This window comes from Variimorphobacter sp. HTMS_6 (assembly GCF_059717775.1).
Map to the genome: position 1 here is coordinate 2,523,206 of NZ_AP046094.1, position 16,303 is coordinate 2,539,508.

Sequence of the window (16,303 nt, forward strand, 5' to 3'; positions counted from 1 at the left end):
TACTATCAACCGAATTCATCAAATATAGGAGTTTATAATATGAATTTAAAGAACAACGCAAAAAAATTAAAAATAGATATACCAGCTTTATTTCTTGCACTCAAGAAGAAGGAAACACCTTTGATTGCGAAAATCTTTGCCGGAATTACAATCGCTTATGCTTTATCACCGATTGATTTTATACCTGATTTCATTCCAGTAATCGGGTTAATCGATGACCTAATAATACTTCCCTTGCTAGTCGTATTGACAATAAAATTTATTCCTGACAATATATTAAACAATTGTCGGGTTGAAGCTAAAGAATTAATAAGTAATGGACTATCAAAGAAATGGTTTTATTCTCTCCCTATTATATTAATATGGGTCTTAATTATACTGTTTATTTTTAAATTTGTAATTCATATTTATGAAAAATAATATCCTTATCTTTATCTTTGACATTATCCGTAATTTTAAATTGCATTTTCAAAGCCCCCTAACTAATTTTTTATAAATCTACATAAAGGAATACTTTTCAAATTCTTGGTTCCCCATACTATAACTAACACTCCTCTATCTTACTTGATTGGTGAATTTTATCGGTCGATATATAATAAAATACACAGGTAGCCAGTATTCCTAGCAGCAACAATCCAACACTGAGTACAAACGGCAGTATTCTTGAAATATCACTTAGTAAACCACCAATGTATCCAAATGGTACACTCACCAACATCACCGTAGTCTGAAGTAATGCCATAATACCGGAACGCTCATCGGGGTCAACATGAATTGCAACTAAGGATTCTCTAAGTGTACTCAAAACAGCTACTCCCAGCGCTTCAAATATTAAAGAAAGTGATAATATAACATATCCCCACACTCCAATATTAGTGATGGAGATTAATAATAAACAACTAATTATGGAACTTATGAAACCACCAATCAACGGCCATTTTAGTTTGGTTTGTTTTATATGTGTTATTACCGTAAAGAATAAAAATATGGAGAGTATACTTCGTGCCATTGGAAAGATAGGTAATAAAGTGTTGGGGATTCCAATACGCCTAGAAGCAATAATCTGCCAGAAGGTCATTCCAAGCATCGCCACAATCTCCACTAAGATACTGATAACAATAGCAAAGATAGTGCCTCGTGAAGTTATTATTTTACGTAAGGCACTTTTGTAACCGGATAGCATCTGTCCCCAGGACATGCTCCGTGTTTCTTCTCGTCTAATTTTACCTACTGCAGTTTCTGTTGAAAACTTATACAAAATTAATAGCTTCACAGTCATAATAACAAAAGCATTGATATAGAGTATACGTATCGCCGGAATAAGTGTCAGCTCCGAAACCAGAATAGAGGATATCGGTGCAAAAAGTGCAGATAGATTTCCGGAAATCATAACCCATGAATAAATATGGGTTATTTTATCCTTTGGAGCATCTTCTACTAACAGACAATCCCAGGATACCGTTGTTATCTTCATTAAACCGTTTAACAATGCTGCGATAACGAAGAACCAAAAACCCTGACTAAATGCCCAAATCAGGCAAGGTAGACTCCATGCCAGAAAATCAAATATCATGGTGCTTTTTCTGCGTCCCATTCTATCTACAATAACCCCGGATAAAAACGCACAAATCATCTGTGAAAACATATAGATTGAAGTTACTATACCAACCTGTACATCGCTCATCCCTAAGGTTAGCATATAGATTGAAGCATACGGCAAGCAAAGGTTCATTGAAAGTCCCCACATAGGTTCCGTATATACACAAGCCCGCGGATTGCCGCGCAAATCAAAAAGGGTACGCAGTAATTGATGCTTTAATAATTTATCTTTCATGATTTTCTAGTCCCATCTTTCATCTTGTTCGTTAAATTTTATATCGTATGTAATAAATTTTTATCGCTTCGTATTCTAATATGTTATAACTCATCATGATCATCGTTCTTACAATGTTCTTACTTCTAACGTAGGTCGTTATTTCTCTTTTTATGTATACGTAATTGTAGTAAAATATCAGCGACTAATGACCCCAAAAACACCGCTATTCCTGTAGAGATTTTCAATGTTTCAGGAAAGATTACATGCCCAACAAAAATAATCAATAAATATATTAGTGCTTGAAGAATAGATCTTCTTAATAATTTTTCATTGATATTTTCATTAATTTCTCCCTCTAATATTGTTAATAAGAAAACAAAAAATTGCTTGCTTTAAATTCTCTGATTTGTACATGTTTTGTTTAAACATATTATTCTAATCATACTACAAAACAATGTTTTTCTCAACTGTACGAATTGCATAATTATATGGGATTTAAAATGTTTACAAAGAAAAGTACAGAATTAAAACTGCTCATACAAAAACGGGAAAGCCCTCATTCCAAAGGTTTTCCCGTTAATATCTGCAAAGTATTTCAAGAAACATAAATTTTCAAGCTACTTATATGATATGAAATCAATCTGACAATTTTATTCTACCACAATATTAACATTGTTTTTTACATTCTTTTTAAAATCTGCAATCGCCTCCTCCTTTGTTTTCTTTCCGGCTGCATACGCACGTACCTGATTAAGCCAGTAGTTGTCGATTACTTTGTCAAACTCAGTAATATTTTTACCATTTGCAAGCTTTCCGGCTTTATTAAATATTTTAAACAAATTCTGTCCTCCGAGGAAATCAAGTTTACCGACGGAGCTCTTCATGACTGTACCGGATGTAACAGTATCCTTTACACCGTCAGAACCATCCCAAGTACCGTTAGTCCAATAATGTTGAAGACCTGTCGTGGAGCTATCAAGTGTTATCCACTTAATAATATCACGTATAGCATCTTTTTTGTTCGAATTCTTATTGGCAAGAATCCAAGTGCCACCCCAGAAGAATCCCACCGGAGAATCACATACAGCCCAATCACCATACGTTCCTTTACCAACCTTATCACCACCCGAATGACTTTCCATTACGTAACGTATCAGCCATGCCGGACCTAAGAAACCAAAAACCTTCTTCTTACCGGTCCCCTTCATATCAGCGTACCAATTATCTGACCAGTCCTTTGTATTATTGCTGAAGCCCTTGTCTTTGAGTTTTTTAGCTAGGTCAAGAAAAGCTTCACGCTTTGGATCAATATTGAGCTTACCATTAACAACCCATGGGGTATCTGCGCTATTTTCAACGGCGTGCCAGATATCACCATCGCTAGATACTATACCATACCCCTTCGCTTTTAAATCAGCTGCAGCATTGAAAAATCTATCCCAGCCCGGTCCAATTTTGTCTTTGATTGTAGCTGGATTGTCCGTTCCCCAAACTGACTTTGCGATGGAGCGACGGTATATGAAAGCACCACCAGTTCCCTGATAACCAAGACCAACTATTTTACCATCCGGATTTGTTCCGATATCAATGGAATACTGAGCTATATCTGCTTCTTTTATAAGATTGTCAACTTTAATTCCGAGTTCTTCATAAGGTATTGCATATTGAGCCGCATAACCTTTCGTGTAATTGATCACAGAATCGCTATCCACACCATAAATATCCGGTGTATTTGCACCGCCGGCAGCAAGGTATTCATCTAGGACTTCCGTAAATACATATTCTGCGGTCGGTATAGCCATATCATGGATTATATATGGAAAATCAGGATGAAGTTGCTTATACTTTTGAACTATCTTTGGTACTTCCTCTGTGCTAGCAAAAATATTGATTACATTATCCTTAGGTGTATTTGTTACCGTTGCTGCATTATCAGGTTTTTTATTATCATCTGCAGATTTTGTTGAAGTAACACTCGGATTAATCGGGTTGTCTTTTCCTTTACTACATCCTTCTAATACCATTGACATAAGTAGCAGACAAATTAGAAATAAAGTCACAAAACGTTTCATAAATTACCCTCCTTATGCTTAATAAATTAGATATTGGCCAACATATCAATGATTCGTCGGAACTAAACTTTCTGTTTGCTATTACCTATACTAGTCAAATCAAATTACACTTATATCCTTCACTTCACCGATAAACTTAATTTATGTATAGTCTCATTACGGTAAGTAATCCACAACCCCAAAAGAAGTAGTATCCGGTGCCAGTATTTTGTATACTCCTTTTTGTATTAATTTTTTATCACTATTCTGATCACCAAATAACATTTCACCATCTTTTACAAATGCAATTCTATCCTTGTCGCCAACAAAATAATTTCCCTCAGCAATATTCTCCGCGATCTTATAAATCTCGTCATTTTTGATATATAACAATGAATAAAACCCTGATTTACTATAGACATAATAGTTTGTATTCGGCAAATTTTTAAAGCTCTTTCTCCATACATCTGCATCACGCTCCACATCATCTGGTCGTAATATATCTACTCCTTTATCAACTAACTTATTATTAATATATAGCCTTCCTTTTCCGTTTCCACTCGGTTTGAAATAGATTAAATTATCACCAGCAATTTGGATCGATGTTGCATCTTTTGAATCTACTAATTTAGTCTTTGAAACTGAATTCACTCCGATTGTTGCATAGTAGAGCAATCGACGATTATCATCAGTGCGTTCTTCAAACCCAAGCATTTTGTCTGAAAAATATACCTCACTTAAATTCTTAATATTTTTTATTGTCCCTATTACCTGCCCTCTTTTACATATTACCAGCTCAGTACCTGCATTATTTTTCTTTGTAAAAGCAATCACCTTGGCAGATTTACTATCGATGGAATCAATATTTCCCCCCGTGTACACATCCGATGTACAATTCTTACTCAACAATTTTGAAGTTCCGTTCGAGTAATAGTACATCTCACTTTTACCGTAATTAAAATAATACATTTCACCGGTTTGAAAGATTTTTGCAAACACGAATTGACCTGTTATAATTTCTTTCTTATCATACCCATCCTGCAGCAAGTACAGTGCTTGATTCGCAGTGTAGTATATGGTATGAAGATCGTCTGACGCATATGGAACACTACTACATGGTATTTGTTCTGTTTTATTACCCATCTTCAAGTAAAAGCGATGATTATTGTCTTTGTCCGATGTTTCATATAATATCCAATCGCCACTCTTATTGATGTAAAAATTCTCAACTTTACCGCTTATCTTAGATTTTGTATTCTTGTCACTCACAAATAATTCATTTTTATTATTTGTATAAAATATCTTCGATCCATCCTCATTCATCTTATATGTAACAGCATTATCATCGATTTTATATGATTTATAATTACCACCAGTTAAATCACAGTAATATAATTTTGCCTTTTCTTTCGATTTATCTGTTTCAGAGTCATTATCTGATTTCGAACTTCCAGATACTACTGAATAGAGTATTTGTTTCCCATTACTGCTAATTTGCATATCTTTAACTTTAATTGAACCATCACTGAATTCTTTGGGATGAATTGAGTCAATAAAGGTATGATAGATATTATTATTGCCATCCATATAGAATAGGCTGAGTTCTTGCTTGTCAGAGATCTTATTCGTTGATGTTCCTGTTGATGTAAGCTTATTATTTATCCCTGCCATAGAAGCATTCATATTTGTATTATCCGGAGTTGTCGTAATCTTACTAATAATACCAGAGCCCGATATGATCAAAATCAGTAATACTGTAGCAATTACACCAATCGGTGCTATAACTCTTACGATTATTTTATTACTCCACTTATCTTTATAACTTTTTATAACCTTATGTTGGTCTGTACCATCTGTGTCATCCTCAACCGGTGTAGCACAGAAATGGCAAACCTTTTCATCCTCTAATAATTCCTCTTTACATTTTCTACACTTCAAAGCCCTTACTCCTAACTAATAATTTATTCTACTATAATATTTATGTTGTCTTTAACATTCTTTTTAAAATCTGCAATAGCCTTCTCTTTTGATTTCTTACCGGATGCATACTCACGTACCTGATCGCGCCAGCAATTGTTGATTAACTCGTCATACTGTGTTTCATTTTTACCATTTACGAGCTTTCCAGCTTGATCAAATATTTCAAACATATTCTGTCCTCCAAGGAAATCGAGTTTGCCATCGGAGTTCTTCATAACAGTACCGGATGTTACCGCATCCTTTTCTTTTCTATTAACGTCCAAAGCACCAGTAGCCCATAAATACTGGAGACCAGTATCGGAGGAATCCAGAGAAATCCACTTAATAATATCACCTAAAACGTCTTTATTGTTCGAATTCTTGTTAGCAAAAATCCAATTACCACTCCAAAAGAATCCCACCGGTGGTTCACATACTGCCCAATCGCCATATGTACCTTTCCCTACCTTATCACCACCTGAATGACTCTTTATTACGTAATTTACCATCCATGCAGGACCGAAGAATCCAAATATTTTTTTCTTACCGGTACCCTTCATATCTGCATACCATTCATCCGTCCATTCTAATGTATTATTACTGTACCCTTTATCTCTGAGTTTTTTGGCAAGGTCAAGATATGCCCCACGTTTTGGATCAATATTGAGCTTGCCATTAACGATCCATGGAGTGTCAGCGCTATTTTCAATAGAATGCCAAATGTCTCCATCACCGGATACGATACCATACCCCTTCGCTTTCAAGTCTGCTGCAGCATTGAAAAATTTATCCCAGCCCGGTCCAATTTTATCTTTGATTGTAACCGGATTGTCCGTTCCCCAAACTGACCTTGCTATGGAGCGACGGTAAATAAAAACACCTCCGGTTCCCTGATAGCTAAGTCCAATAATTTTACCATCTGGATTTGTTCCGATATCAACGGAATATTGAGCTATATCAGCTGCTTTTATAAGATTATTCACATCAATTCCAAGTTCTTCATAAGGTACTGCGTACTTAGATTGTTCGCCTTGGGTATATCTCATTACAAAAGCACTTTCTACAGCGTATATGTCCGGTGTATCTGGCCCGCCTGCAGCTAGATATTCATCAAGTGCTGTCATATACGACACATCTACGGTAGAAAATATGTAATTCTTGATCGTATAATTGAAGTCTGGATGTCGTTCTTTATACTCACTAACCAACTTAGGTACCTCATCTGTGACACCATAAACATTGATAACAGTATCTTTCGGAGCGTTCGTTACCTTTGCTGCATTGTCAGTATTTTTATTATCATCTGCTGATTTTGTTGGAGTAACACTAGGAACACTTTGGTTGTCTTTCCCTTTACCACATCCTGTTAATACCATAGATATAATTAATAGGCAAGTTAGAAATAAAGCCATAAAACGTTTCATAAATGACCCTCCTTAAGATTTAACATTTCCATATTGATCAACCTAAAACTAATCATTAAAACTAGCTTTGGAACAAATCAAACCATTTAACATTTACCATATTAGTTAATTTATACCATATAATCGCCCTAAAATCAACAAATATTGTAATATATGCACGACATAAGGTATTGATAATAAGTGAATGATTAATGTATAATACTCCCATACCAAGAATTCCCAATAGTTTACAATCGAGTAAGAATGCCTGCCGAATTTTCGTCAGGCTTTATTACTAAATATGTATATAACATTGTTAATGATTATTAACTTAACATTGCTATATTTTCCAACTTATGTAACTTAAATCATTTTACTGCATCTAATGGTTGAATATTCTAGGAAAGGAAAGATGATCTTGGCTGATTTTTCAGAGGTTTATGAAGAATATGTACGTAAAGTATATCGTTTTTTACTTGCACTTTCTGGCAGTGAGTGTATCGCAGAGGAACTTACACAACAAACTTTTTATAAAGCATTTTTACATATAAAGTACTTCGAAGGGCGTAGTAGTTTGTATACTTGGTTATGTTCTATAGGCAAAAATGAATGGCTAATGGAATGTCGGAAGAAAACATTTGTTTCATATTATGAACTTGATGAAGTATCGGACACGAAAAATCCAGAGACAGAGGCTGTCCGTCATGTTGAACAACGATTGGTTCAAGAAGCTATACAAAGAATGCCATCATTATATAGAGATGTAATGATTTATCGAACCTATGGGGATTTGTCATTTGCAGAAATTGCTACTATCTTCGAAAAAACCGAGAGTTGGGCAAAAGTGACCTACTTACGGGGAAAAGAAAAATTAAAAATCGAGTTGGAGGGATGTATATGATACCATGTGATGTATATAATGACTTGATTATGTTATATGTATCAGAGGAATGTTCAGAGTGTACAAGGCAATTGGTTGAGGATCACTTAAAAATCTGTCCCAAATGTCAAAAATATTATCAGGAATTATTAGAACCAATAACTGAGGTAGAGTTAAATCCAGAACTATTGGAAGAGAAAGTAAAAGAGTTCGAAGTTAAGAAGAGCTTTTTAAAAATTCGAAAGCGTTGGTTCATCTCATTAATCAGTGTGGTTTTAATTTTAGGATTGACATTAGGTATTGGTTATATGACTTATAACCAAGCAAGAGGTGAAGGAATTTGCTTTACTAATACAGATGAGCTGATGATGTCAAAATCATTTATGAAAGCAATCAAAAACGGTAATTATGAAAAGGCATTTTCAATGCTTAATATCGAAAAAATGTATAAATACATGACTTTTGACCAAGTTGAGAATTTGGAACATCTACAAGGAAAATTATATTCTGTTGAACCTATTTACGAGTGGAATATGGATAAAAAAGAAGAACTAATTAATAAAGTAACTAAGTGCTCTGATTATTACAAAAAATTGGGTTTTAAAAGCTATAAAGAAAAGCAACAGACAGAATTTTTAAGAAGAATGGAGAATATAAAATCTCAAGGAGTCACAATAACGGGCTATACAATAGCTTCAATTTATTTTACGAAAAATATTAATAATGGTAAAGGATGTTGGGATATAGATTTTAAGGTTAAGTGTAGTAACCAGGATATTGGTCGGATTACATTAAGAATTTATAATGGTGCTCTTTTGATAATTGATAGTAAATGGAGTACAAATATGATACAAAGCAATCTCTGTTTACCAGAGGATGTTGATAATTTTTACACCTATACTTATACTGGGGAAAGAGAACAGTGGAATGCTGAGCTTAAAGTAATTGAAACTCCTAAATTCACCAAAACAGATAGTGGAATGGATGTTGAAATTGAAGCTAAAAGGGTATTATTGATAACTTATAAAGGAGAATTAGCTGATTTATCTCCTTTTAAAGATATGGAAGTTACATATAGATGTAATGATGAAAGAAATGATAGAGTCTCGTGTATTGTAGGAAACATTTCATCTAAGACATTTACTTTTAATTCTGAAATCACAAATGGTACACTTTATGATCGAGATGATATAATTACAGTGTTAATAGGAGCGAATAGTGAAACCAAATTAAGCAAAGGCACGTTGGAGAGTAGTATAGACTCTTTATCCGTTCTTAAACTAAGGAGTAAGTAAAATAAATTTTGATCTAAGATGAATAATATGTTAAATTAAAATCACTACTTTATACTCAAAATCAATCGCTATTTTTTTCAATTATAATCTGAAAGGAGGGAAATTACTTCCCTCCTTCAATCATATCTATATATCACTTTTATTTTCTAACTAGCTTAATAAATTTATTCCTATTGTCATTAACTCGTTCTGTTGTCTTTGTTATGCTACCATCTCCTCGTCTCTCACTTCGCACTGCAATCCTGAACAAAACCTTTAATAAAAATCCCCTCCGCTATTACCGCCACAACTGCTCCGGTTAACACGAATATAAATCTTCTTCTCAGTACGATTTCCTTATAATACTGTATCATCCCTGCTCTATCCTTTAGTGAATTCATCATTTCTTTCCATTGTTTGCTCCAAAAATCGAAATCTGACCACCGGTTCGGAATTAGAGAATTTGGATAATAGATATAAAAATCAGTCAGCTTAATCAATATAATAATGAGTGCCACAACCATCAGACCGCCCGACAAGGATAGCACCGGTGAAGCTTTCAACGAGTATACCCTACGGATCGAAAGTCCTATTATCCAAATACCAGCAAACCATACGGGAATATGTATCAGGCGCTCTGCAATCTTTTGGTATAAATAACCATCAATATAGGCAGTAGGCTCATCATAACCACAAGTTGATACAAAATTTTTCGCCAAGGTTACTGCATTTTTGGTATCAGGAAAATTCAGCTCCATACAGCTATATTTTGTTATTTCCCCTTCTTTCTGCTGAGAATTATCGACTTGGATTATCATGGTATTACCGATCGCCGGCTTTATTACACCTCTCACGGTATATTCTTTTCCATTATTGTTAAGTTTTAATCCAACTGCGTTCTCTGTATGAAAAAGCTTGTAGGCAGTATTCTTATCGATTACACACCCATTGTAATCCTCTTCAAACAAATATCCGCCATATAATATCGACTCTGGATATACCCGTGTCATATTTCCGACCACTGATACCTGCTTTAGATTCAAAGAGGTTCCAATCCTTTCATTCTTGATTAAAACATTCTCTTCACTCTGCCAAAGAGTAACTTCTGGAATATTATCATCTTTTCTTAAAATCATATTCTCCCGTACATTCTCAATTTCTTGCTCCGTTAATACAGCCTCTCGGTACCTCACACTGACCGATCCATGGTAATCTGCCAAGTATTTCTGATTAATAATGGCACCTACCCAAAAAAGTGTGCCCATTAGTAGGATAAAAAAGATTCGAACTGTTTTCCCGATGTTGTAGCCTAAGACCATCTTCTGCTTCATAGCACATACTCCCTACGACTAACTTATTCGTACCTTATCACCGTCATTAATGTATTTACTGCTGTCTGTAATCACATCATCTTTTTGCGACAATGCACCTTCTTTCACTGCTACCATAGAGTCGCTTTTACCAATAATATCAACCTTAACCCGAGTTGCAATCAGTATTTTCCCAAGAATATCCTCGTGTTCCCTTGTTACTAAAACATAATACTCATTTTTACCACTTTCATGAAGCGCTTGAATCGGGATACATTGGTCATAGCGCTCCGATTGTGTCATTATTTTAAATTGTGCCCCTTCCATCCGATATTTTCCACTTGGTAATACAGCAACAAGTTCCGGTGATCCATTCTCATTTATCCTTAATTTAGAAACCTTAGAACTAATTTTATCTACTGGTCCTCCCGCAATCGTGATTTTAACCTTACTTCCAATTTCTACATTGACTTCTTGTTCACTAACAAATGCACCTTTTAGCACATAATCTCCCACACCTATCTTGATCAACTCATCTCCCATCGTAGTCTTACCTTCTTCTAAACTGATATGAGAAATGATACCTTTAAAAGGCGAGGTTACTTTACCAGACTTGTTCAGTAGAGTATTTACGTTTTTTAGTTCATTTTCTTTTTCAAGTAAATCCAAACGATACCCTTGAATGGTCAACTCTGTAATCTTATTACTTTTATTAGTTGATTTGATTTTATTAGCATCACCTTGTTTGGAGATATTGTATTGTAGGTTACTCGTTTCGACTATCTGCTCGGCAATCCGTACTGCCTCTTTTGCTGCTTTTACTGCTTCTAATTTCCCTTGTAATTCACTATTATACTCTGCGTTCTGCTCACCCAGCGGTTGCTTCTTATTTTCTTGCAAAAAGTCCATATAATCCGCTTGCACTTCTGATAATTTAGCTCTTGCAGCCGATAAGTTATCCTTTGCTTGTTGTAAGGAAAGTAACGAAGCAGGTGCAGCAAATTGATCTACCGATATTGTATTCAGTTGAGCTATCTCAATCTGATTATGTATTTTCTTTATTTCATTATTGATAGAATTATATTTATTTTGTAGATCCTCAACACGATACTGATATAAAATAGTTTTCGTACTAACTGCTTCTCCGGTTGAAACATAAATCTTATCGATATGATAACCGGGTAATATATTCATAGTTTCTTCCTCAGCCATCGCTATCTGCCCTGTCCCCATCAATGTATGAGTTAAAACATCTCTTCTTGGATTTTCCACTACCACACGCGCAACAGCAATTGATTCTGTAGCCCTAGATAGGATTGTGAACAAAAGCATTATCACAAAGAAGAATATTAATATTTTTCCTGCCACACGGGAGAGGGAACTCTTTTTCCCTTTTTTATTTCCTGATAAAACTTTACCATATTCAGAATGTAGTAATTCTCTTAAACGATGTATCATTATAACCTCCATCATAATAGTTGAAAAGTACCTTATTCATTTAGTCCCGATACCATAATCCCCTGTTCCAAATATTTTTGACCATATAGGAATAGTAATAGTGCCGGTGAAAGCATTATTACAGAGGCAACCAACGTTATTCCGGCTTTATCCGTTGATATTCCGGGAAGATATAAGGTTAAAGGCCATAAACTTTTTGTTTTCAAAAAATTGAGTGGTTGTTCCATTGCATTCCACAGCTCCAGGAAATCCAAAATCAAAGCAGATAAGATACCAACCGATCCAATCGGGATACCAATATTCCAGAATATCCTCCATTCACCGGCTCCGTCAATTCTCGCTGCCTCAATCAAAGATTCCGGAATTGATTTGAAAAATTTAAAGATGATAAAAACCGGGAAGGTTGAGAATGCAGCAGGTAAAATAATCGAAAGATGACTATCCAGTATATTCAAGCGATCCAATACCAGATACGTGGATACCATTGTTACTTGGTACGGCATAACCATTAGTATGATATATAACGTAAACAATGCCTTCTTCCATCTAAATTTAAAGCGTGCAAAACTCCATGCAGCCGGCACTGCAATCATTAATTGACCAAGGAGGGCAGGGAATACCTGCTTGCAGGAATTCCAGAATACAACGAAAAACTTTGGTGAATCAAGTAAAAGCTCAACATAGGAACGAAGTGTTGGATATACCGGTAAGAGAGGCCAAGATACTTTTCCTGTAGTATTATCTAGCACTGGTTGAAAGTTACTCTGAAATTCACCCGTGCCCATGAAAGAACCGGTTATAATAAACCACAGTGGAAGAACCATAAGTAATGCAACGATTATAAGGATAAATATCCTAAGTATCTTTAAGCATCCCATAACTATTTTTTTCACTCTTCACCACCAATCTTTTTATCTACTTGTTGTAGTATCATAATTACTGCTACCACAACAAAAGCAACAATGATTGCAGCAGCGCACATTTTCTGAATATCCAATGAAGTAAACCAGTTATTGAACAGATGCTGTAACATATAAATACTATCATCACTCGGATATGGCCCCGCTATCAGATATGCTTCACGGAACACCTTAAAGGTGTTTAATATGGATAGTACTGTTACGATAAACACAGTAGGTAACAAACCGGGTAATGTAATGTACCAAAACTTGTTCCATGAATTTGCCCCATCCACCCCGGCTGCTTCATACAGTGACGATGATATCCCATTTAGTCCTGCAAGCCAAAGCACCATATCGTAACCGAGATTTTTCCATATATAGCTAAATACTAGTACGGGAAATGCCTTCGTATTAATCCAGTCACACCCCTCTAAACCAAACTTCGAAAGTAATACATTCAAAAGACCATTCTGATGAAAGACTACTTTCCACAGAAATACTGCGGATGATACGGGAATGGCCATCGGAATAAGAAAGGAGGTCTTAAATAAATCCTTATGCTTACCCAAATTGAATATCATTACCGACAATATCAGTGATAATACTAATAGCAGGGGTACACAAGTAATTATGAATTTTGTTGTGTTATACACAGCTTGCTTGAAGGCCTCGTTATGAATTACGGTGTTGTAGTTTTTCATTCCAACATATTTACCGGTTATCGTTTCAGAAAAAGATCTTCGAAAAACATCTCCAAAGGGTAGTAAAACAAATATGATTACTCCGATAAAACTGGGTGCCAAAAAAGCCCATGCTGTTTTTGTTTGCTTCATCTTTTGCCCCCTATTCGGACAAGTAACGATTAATACGGCTCAATACATTGTCCGTGGCCTGCTTTTCAGTAATATCACCTTTAAGAAAGCGTTCTACTTCATCTAATATCATATTTACAACAGTGGTATCATTCACCATTGGTTGCTTTAATGTACTTATATTTTCATAAATTTTTTTACGATCCTCTTTTTCTGGATAACGACCAAATAACTTATCATCTTTACTAGTAATCGAGTTGCCTATATTATCGTGATCTTCCTGTATCCATCCCTCTAAGGCTGCTTTATTGATTGGAAAACCATCTGACAAATCTATGCTTTGAATTTCATTCGAGAATAATAGTTGTACGAATTCTTTTGCTAACTCCTTATGCATCCCTGCACGATTTATTCCTACCAAGGAATTTGCACGATAAGTATTGTTAATCGCTTTATATGACCCTTTCCATGCTTTTGTTGCCACAAGTGGAAGCGAATAATTATTGATATCCACCATCTCTTCCATATTCGTCTGATATAATTTCTTATTTACCCCAAGTGCTTGTGTTAGCCAATAGCCTACTATCATCATACCACTATCTCCCCTATTCCCACCACTTAAAGGTACATCATCGGAAACATCAATATTAACGGCCAGTTGCTTAACATATTCCAAATATTTTTGAAAGGCTACTTTATCAATTACATTTTTATTATTTATAATCTGATCATAATATGCCAATAAAAACCATTCAGCCAATGACCTGTGGGTGGTTGGGGGCAGTAATGGTATTTTCTTATTCTTCTGCATATAAGATGTTAATTTCTCCATCGTATCAGTCGAATTTACAGCATCTGCTGATCCATATATAAGTGGTATCGCAAACCGAACCGGCATTGTATACACCTTACCATCCTTGCTATAGTTTTTCGCAATATTCCCCATCAGTTTGCCGGATTTAATCATAGGGTTAAAGATACTTCCCATATCCTCCAGAACTCCCTTTTCAATATACGAATCAATAGGTAACCCGTCCAGAACCAGTATGTCTGCTCCCTTTTTCGCCAATAGTTGCGTATTCAATGCGTTCACATAATCCTTTTCAGCTGCCAATTTCTCCTTTTTTGCAGACCCATATTCATATATTATATTATCTGTATTAGCCACTTGATAATTTATCTTTACATCCGGATGACTTTCTTGAAAGGAAGCAATCGCCTGACGGATCGTTCTACTCTCATTTAAGGAATAAATTGAAAGCTCTTGCGAAGGTACCGATTTTACATTCTTGTCATAATAATACTGATTTATAATCGCTCCCTTATCATCCTTCATCACGAGATAATAGTTATTCTGTGCGCCTAAGATAAACTTTCTTAAGGAATATCGAGGCATACCTAATTTACTTTGATTCCCATCCACTATAGTCTCCCATATCGTACTACCTTCTTTAATTAACTGGATTCCTGATGTATCACATAGATAGATCATTCCGTTGTCAACTTCTAATATAGCCTTATCCGACAGTTTTTTTTCTATTTTGCAGGAAGCTTCTTTTTTCAGAGTTTCCATATTAATCTTAAGAATCTCATTCCCTTTTTCATCTGTATAATAGAGTTCATTCCCTTCTGCTGCTATTTTTCCAGAGTTATCACTATTTAAATTTCCAACTACTGACTTTCCATCCGGAGAATATACTTCAATCTCTCCCAATGGATAGATTGCGGCAATCATCCCGTTCTTCAACACTTTTAAAACATTTGGCCTGATCGGTGAAGTCCACCCCTCATATTTTTCATGAAACTTTTTAATATCAATCTTTTTGTAAGTCCCATTCTTAGAATGCTTATATAATGCATAACTATAGTCTACATTATCACCAATTATATATTGGTTCCCATCTTCCCCATAAAATATATCCGTAATATTAAAATATGAGGAACCGAAATTACTTCTAAATTTGATCAACTCATCTGCATTATCTTTTTTCCAACTATTATCTACATATGTATATTTCTCAATTTTTTTGGAATGTAGCACGTATAACTCCATTCCATCATCCGGATTTTTAGTAAGCGATATATAATCCTTTGATGCGATTCCATCCGGCAATTTAATATTCCCATCCACATATTTGCCTTTAGCAGTATTTTTGTCAGTCGTTTTCTTAATTGTTTTGTCACCCTTCATGCTACAGCCGGTTATTGCCGTAATAAATAATAAGCTAACCATAATTATCGATATTACCTTTTTCACACGCATACCTAACTCCTATCCGCTATAATAAACAGCACAAAATCATATTAATTTTCACTACATGGCTGACTTTCATCCACTTTCACAAATTATATCAACCGAATATCTAAAAAATCTCTAATAATGGTTTTTTTGAGAAATATTAGAGATGCTTGTGAAATAATGTTATAATAGTGGTAAC

12 protein-coding genes are annotated in these 16,303 nt (G+C 35.0%); 3 read left to right on the top strand and 9 right to left on the bottom strand.

Annotated features, from left to right (window positions below):
- Positions 1-39: 39 nt before the first annotated feature.
- On the top strand, positions 40-420 hold the full coding sequence (locus tag AC6IWN_RS11420; RefSeq protein ID WP_497987538.1) for a YkvA family protein: 381 nt from the start codon (positions 40-42) through the stop codon (positions 418-420).
- 124 nt (positions 421-544) lie between these two features.
- On the opposite strand, the gene AC6IWN_RS11425 is transcribed toward AC6IWN_RS11420, so the two are convergent.
- The 4 genes from AC6IWN_RS11425 to AC6IWN_RS11440 form a co-directional block, all read right to left on the bottom strand.
- Positions 545-1,834 (bottom strand): MFS transporter, encoded by a 1,290-nt coding sequence (locus AC6IWN_RS11425; RefSeq protein ID WP_497987539.1) that lies wholly within the window; start codon positions 1,832-1,834, stop codon positions 545-547.
- Between the two features lie 632 nt (positions 1,835-2,466).
- The gene (locus AC6IWN_RS11430) at positions 2,467-3,888 is read right to left on the bottom strand and encodes a carbohydrate ABC transporter substrate-binding protein (RefSeq protein ID WP_497987540.1); all 1,422 of its coding nucleotides are present in this window, start codon (positions 3,886-3,888) and stop codon (positions 2,467-2,469) included.
- A gap of 156 nt (positions 3,889-4,044) precedes the next feature.
- On the bottom strand, positions 4,045-5,805 hold the full coding sequence (locus AC6IWN_RS11435) for a hypothetical protein (RefSeq protein ID WP_497987541.1): 1,761 nt from the start codon (positions 5,803-5,805) through the stop codon (positions 4,045-4,047).
- Positions 5,806-5,828: 23 nt separating this feature from the next.
- Complete coding sequence (locus tag AC6IWN_RS11440) at positions 5,829-7,250, bottom strand: ABC transporter substrate-binding protein (protein ID WP_497987542.1); 1,422 nt, start codon at positions 7,248-7,250, stop codon at positions 5,829-5,831.
- Between the two features lie 397 nt (positions 7,251-7,647).
- Here AC6IWN_RS11440 and AC6IWN_RS11445 point away from each other — a divergent pair, with 397 nt between their 5' ends.
- Together AC6IWN_RS11445 and AC6IWN_RS11450 are read left to right on the top strand one after the other, a co-directional pair.
- A complete protein-coding gene (locus tag AC6IWN_RS11445; protein ID WP_497987543.1) occupies positions 7,648-8,130 on the top strand; it encodes an RNA polymerase sigma factor in 483 nt (160 codons plus the stop codon).
- Positions 8,127-9,404 carry an anti-sigma factor family protein gene (locus tag AC6IWN_RS11450; protein ID WP_497987544.1) on the top strand — a complete coding sequence of 426 codons (1,278 nt, stop codon included), beginning with the start codon at positions 8,127-8,129 and terminating at the stop codon, positions 9,402-9,404. The genes AC6IWN_RS11445 and AC6IWN_RS11450 overlap by 4 nt, the downstream gene beginning before the upstream one ends.
- 224 nt (positions 9,405-9,628) lie before the next feature.
- Here the strand turns inward: AC6IWN_RS11450 and AC6IWN_RS11455 are convergent, their stop codons facing one another.
- The 5 genes from AC6IWN_RS11455 to AC6IWN_RS11475 are packed head-to-tail and all read right to left on the bottom strand — an operon-like array spanning position 9,629 to position 16,128.
- A complete protein-coding gene (locus AC6IWN_RS11455) occupies positions 9,629-10,714 on the bottom strand; it encodes an ABC transporter permease (protein WP_497987545.1) in 1,086 nt (361 codons plus the stop codon).
- Between the two features lie 18 nt (positions 10,715-10,732).
- Positions 10,733-12,151: a hypothetical protein gene (locus AC6IWN_RS11460; RefSeq protein WP_497987546.1), complete on the bottom strand. Its 1,419-nt coding sequence runs from the start codon at positions 12,149-12,151 to the stop codon at positions 10,733-10,735.
- Between the two features lie 32 nt (positions 12,152-12,183).
- Positions 12,184-13,029: a carbohydrate ABC transporter permease gene (locus tag AC6IWN_RS11465; protein WP_497992200.1), complete on the bottom strand. Its 846-nt coding sequence runs from the start codon at positions 13,027-13,029 to the stop codon at positions 12,184-12,186.
- Positions 13,030-13,040: 11 nt separating this feature from the next.
- A complete protein-coding gene (locus AC6IWN_RS11470) occupies positions 13,041-13,886 on the bottom strand; it encodes a carbohydrate ABC transporter permease (RefSeq protein ID WP_497987547.1) in 846 nt (281 codons plus the stop codon).
- Between the two features lie 10 nt (positions 13,887-13,896).
- Positions 13,897-16,128, bottom strand: coding sequence for an ABC transporter substrate-binding protein (locus AC6IWN_RS11475; RefSeq protein WP_497987548.1), 2,232 nt, complete (start codon positions 16,126-16,128; stop codon positions 13,897-13,899).
- Positions 16,129-16,303: the final 175 nt, after the last annotated feature.

Coding starts and splice junctions, on each gene's coding strand:
- AC6IWN_RS11440 (WP_497987542.1), bottom strand. CDS start 7,250: ATGAAACGTTTTATGGCTTTATTTCTAACTTGCCTATTAATTATATCT.
- AC6IWN_RS11450 (WP_497987544.1), top strand. CDS start 8,127: ATGATACCATGTGATGTATATAATGACTTGATTATGTTATATGTATCA.
- AC6IWN_RS11455 (WP_497987545.1), bottom strand. CDS start 10,714: ATGAAGCAGAAGATGGTCTTAGGCTACAACATCGGGAAAACAGTTCGA.
- AC6IWN_RS11475 (WP_497987548.1), bottom strand. CDS start 16,128: ATGCGTGTGAAAAAGGTAATATCGATAATTATGGTTAGCTTATTATTT.
- AC6IWN_RS11420 (WP_497987538.1), top strand. CDS start 40: ATGAATTTAAAGAACAACGCAAAAAAATTAAAAATAGATATACCAGCT.
- AC6IWN_RS11470 (WP_497987547.1), bottom strand. CDS start 13,886: ATGAAGCAAACAAAAACAGCATGGGCTTTTTTGGCACCCAGTTTTATC.
- AC6IWN_RS11425 (WP_497987539.1), bottom strand. CDS start 1,834: ATGAAAGATAAATTATTAAAGCATCAATTACTGCGTACCCTTTTTGAT.
- AC6IWN_RS11430 (WP_497987540.1), bottom strand. CDS start 3,888: ATGAAACGTTTTGTGACTTTATTTCTAATTTGTCTGCTACTTATGTCA.
- AC6IWN_RS11465 (WP_497992200.1), bottom strand. CDS start 13,029: ATGGGATGCTTAAAGATACTTAGGATATTTATCCTTATAATCGTTGCA.
- AC6IWN_RS11460 (WP_497987546.1), bottom strand. CDS start 12,151: ATGATACATCGTTTAAGAGAATTACTACATTCTGAATATGGTAAAGTT.